Origin of the sequence: Mycobacterium sp. (assembly GCF_035623875.1) — a bacterium.
GTDB lineage: Bacteria > Actinomycetota > Actinomycetes > Mycobacteriales > Mycobacteriaceae > Mycobacterium.
Genome location: NZ_DASPSP010000216.1, coordinates 1 through 4,144 on the forward strand (window position 1 = coordinate 1; position 4,144 = coordinate 4,144).

The 4,144-nt window shown below is 65.9% G+C and carries 1 protein-coding gene; it reads right to left on the reverse strand.

Annotated elements, in window-relative coordinates:
• On the reverse strand, positions 1–4,144 hold a 4,144-nt coding region (locus tag VEI45_RS17960; RefSeq protein ID WP_324855618.1), incomplete at both ends, for an amino acid adenylation domain-containing protein.

Here is a 4,144-nt window from a genome sequence, read left to right on the forward strand (position 1 = left end):
CGCACTTCCGGGTCATCCAGCGAGAGCAGCTGAAACCCGGGTGCTTGCGGCAGCGCGTCGACCGCCTCAGCCGTTGCCACCACGACACCCGGCTCGACGTCGTCGAGCATGAACTGCTTACGCGCCGGCGGGTAACCGGGATCGATCGGGAAGTAAGCGGCGCCTGCTTTCATGATGGCCACCAGCGCCACCACCAAGTCGATGCTGCGCCGCGTTGACAACCCGACCAGCGAGCCCGGCCCCACCCCGCGATCGGACAGCAGCACCGCCAGGTTGTCCGAACGACGGTGCAACGAAGGATAATCGATCTCCTCGCTGCCGCAACACACTGCGATCCGGTCAGGTCCCCATCGCCGACTGGGCTCCAACAACGCCGGGATGGTGCGCGGCCGGCCGGGCTCCGGCTGATCGCCGCGGCTCCAGCCGTCCAAGATCCGGCGTTGCTCCGCGGCGTCGATCACCCCGACGTCACGCAAGGTCTGATCGAGGTTGTCGGCGAATTCGCCGACAACCTGGGTCAGCCAGCCGGCCAACCGGTCGATGGTCGACCTGCGGTAAAGCTCAGTACGGAAGATGATTTGCCCTTTGTAGGCTTTGCAGCCGATGTCCCCAGACCCGTCGGTGCCGAAGAAGTTGACACTCAGATCGGCGTGCGCCATGTCGAAGGGAGGGTCCAGCGTGGTGCATACCGTGTCCTGATCGCCCGCAGCAGTGGCGATGACGCGGGTGGCGGCCAGATGATCGCGGACATGCACGACGACCTGGAACAGCGGGTTGCGCGCCAGCGAACGCACCGGGTTGACGCTGTCCACGACCCGGTCGAACGGCAGGTCTTGGTGTGTGTAGGCGGCCAGCGCCGTTTCCCGGGCCCGATCGCACACCTCACGCAACGTCGGGTTGCCGCGCAAGTCGTTGCGCAACACTAAGATGTTGACGAAAAAGCCGATGAGTTGGTCTAATTCGGCTTCGGTACGACCGGCGACCGGTGTACCCAGCGGGATGTCCACTCCCCCGCCGGCCTTGTGCAGCACCACGGCGACGGCGGCCTGCAACAGCATGAATTCGGTGATACCCAGTTCGCGGCATCGCTCGGCGAGCTTGGCGCGGGTAGCGGATTCGATACGGAATTCGACGGCTTCGCCATCGCCGCTGGGTACAGGTGGCCGCGGAAAGTCGGGCCGCAACCCGGTGTCCTCCGGCAGTCCTTCCAGCTGCCGAACCCAATACTCGCGCTGTGCACTGGCAACCGGTGATTCCTGGCCCGACTCTCCCCCGCAAGCGGCTGGGGGTACCCCCAGCCGCACCGCGGCGAGGGGGCGTGCCCCCACCCCGAGCAATGCGCCCTGCCAGGCCGCGTAGTCGGCGTACTGCACACGCAGCGGTGCCCATGAGGGTGCCTCGCCGACCCGACGCGCACGATAGGCGGTCATCAAATCGGCGAAAAGCACCCCGGCCGACCAATGGTCGGCTGCGATATGGTGCACCACCAGCGACATCACCTGCTCTTGGGTTGCATCTGCGGTGCGCAGCAGCGCGACCCGACACGGCCACTCGCGGTCCAGCTCGAAGCAATACCGTCGCTCGAGATCCAGCTGGGATTGCAGCCAGTCATCACCGTCGCCGGTGGCACGGCGGACCGGGATCTCGCTGACCGCGTTGACTACCTGGTAAGGGACACCGTCGATTTCGAGGTAGGTGGTGCGCAGGATTTCGTGCCGGGCGACGAGGTCGCCGACCGCAGCGATCATTGCCTCGACATCCCATGGTCCGGCCAGCCTCGCTGCGAAGGGAATGTTGTTGACGGGGCTGGACCCCTCGACCCGGTAAGCGAACCAGGTGCGCAGTTGCGAAGCCGACAAAGGCAGCGGTTCGTCGTGGGCGGTGGAGATCAGCTTGGGCCGCGAGCGCGCCACCTGGCCACTACGCAACTGGTCGACCCGCTCAGCGAGCCGGCCTACCGTTGCCAGCTCGAAGATGTCTCGGATGCCAAGTTCGACATCACATTCGGATCGGATTGCGGTCACGAGCTTGCTGGCTACCAGCGAGTGCCCGCCCAGGTCGAAGAACGAGTCGTCCACACCCACCCGGCCGTGGCCGAGCAGCCCGGAGAACAGCGCGGCGATTCGCCGTTCGGTCACTGTGGCCGGATCGCGGTATTCGCTGGCTGCCACGAGCTGCGGCTCAGGCAGAGCCGCGCGGTCGATCTTGCCGTGGGCGGTGATCGGAATCTCGTCGAGCACAACGTAGGCCGCCGGGGTCATGTAATCCGGCAGCGCAGCTGCCACTCTGGCGCGGATCCGTTCGAGGTCTACCGTCTGACGGTCGGCGCCGCCGGCCGGAGTCAGATATCCCACCAGGGTCTTGCCCACTTGCGGCAGATCTGCGGCCACCACGACCGCCTGCCCGACGCTGGGGTCAACCGAGATGGCGGCGCCCACTTCGCCCATCTCGATGCGGAAACCGCGAATCTTCACCTGTTCGTCGGCGCGGCCGACGAACTCGATATCGCCGTTGGCATTACGCCGCGCCAAGTCGCCCGATCGGTACAACCGGAAGCCGGGGGTGAACGGGTCGGCAACGAAGCACTCGGCCGTCAGGCCCGGCCTGCGGTGATAACCGTGCGCGACATGTGTTCCACCGATGTAGATTTCGCCGATCGCCCCCGCCGGAACCGGGTGCAGCGCGTCGTCAAGCAGATGCACCTGGGTGTTGATCTTGGGCCGGCCGATCGGCACCACCCGAGTGCCCTGAGCGCCTTCGACGGGGTAGCTCGTGGCGTTGACGACCGTTTCGGTTGGCCCGTAGAAGTTGGACAGCAGCGCATCGAAGGTAGCGTGGAACTTGTCGGCGATCTCGCCCGGCAACGGCTCACCGCCGATCGGCACCCGGCGCAGCGTGCGCCACTGGTTGACACCCGGCAACGATAGGAACAACCCCAGCAGTGACGGGACGAAATGCATCGAGGTGATGCCTTCCCGGCGCAGCAACTCGGTCAGGTACCCGACGTCGCGCAGCCCGTCCGGCCGTGGAATGACAAGCCGTGCACCACAAATCAACGTTCCGAAGATCTCACCGATCGACACATCGAAGCTCGGCGATGCCACCTGCAGCAGCCGGTCCGTCTCGTCGACCCGGTATTCCTCGCCAAACCAGACGAAGTACTCGGCGATCGGTGCGTGTGGAACCGGTACGCCTTTGGGCAGCCCGGTCGAACCTGAGGTGTAGATCAGGTAGGCGGTGTTCTCCGGGCTCAGCGGCCTGATCAAGTCGGGCGCCGTGGCCGGATAGTGCGCCAAGCCGGTAACCGGTTCTTGCAGCACCAATGTGGCCGCCGCATCGCCCAGGATGAATGCCAGCCGGTCCCCGGGATAGGTCGGATCGACCGGCAGGTAGACCGCTCCGGCTTTGAGAATGCCCAACGCCGTGGTGACCAGTTCCGGCGACTTGTCGAGCAGCACAGCGACTCGGTCCTCGGTGCCGATGCCTTGCTCGATCAGCCAGTGCGCCATCCGATTTGCTTCTTCGTCGATCTCGCGATAGCTGTACTGGCGACCTTCGTACACAACGGCGACGGCATCGGGTGACAGCGTGGCGCGCTGAGTGACCAATGCAGGCAGCGTGGCGGCCGGGGTCGCGAAGTCTTCGCCAGATGACACCCGGCGCAGCCATTCGGCATCCGCCTCGCTCATCACTCCGCAGGCCGACAGCGAGGTATCGGGGTCGGCCAGCGCGTTGTCCAACAGCACGGCATAGTGCCGCAGTAGCTGCTCCACCAGTCCGCGATCCAGCACCTCGACCAGGTACTCGGCTTCGACCAGTGCGCCGCCGTCGGCGCCGGGCACCTCGATCATCAGGCTCAGTGGCAGCTGGCTGAAGTGACCGCGCAGCTCGGCGCGCTCGCATCGCACCCCGGGCGGGGAGAAGCCGCCGCCGTCGGGCGCGCGTAATCCGAAGCTGACCCGGGTCATTCGCTCGGCGCCGTGCCTGCGGTCAGGGTTAGAGACCCGCACCAACCATTCCAGATCGACGCGCGAGTGAGCGAGGGCGCCCACTGCGCTGTCGCGGGTTTGCTTCAAAAGTTCCCGGAACGTCTGCCGTGGCTGTGGCCGCATACGCATCACCACGGTATTGCCGTAGTACCCGA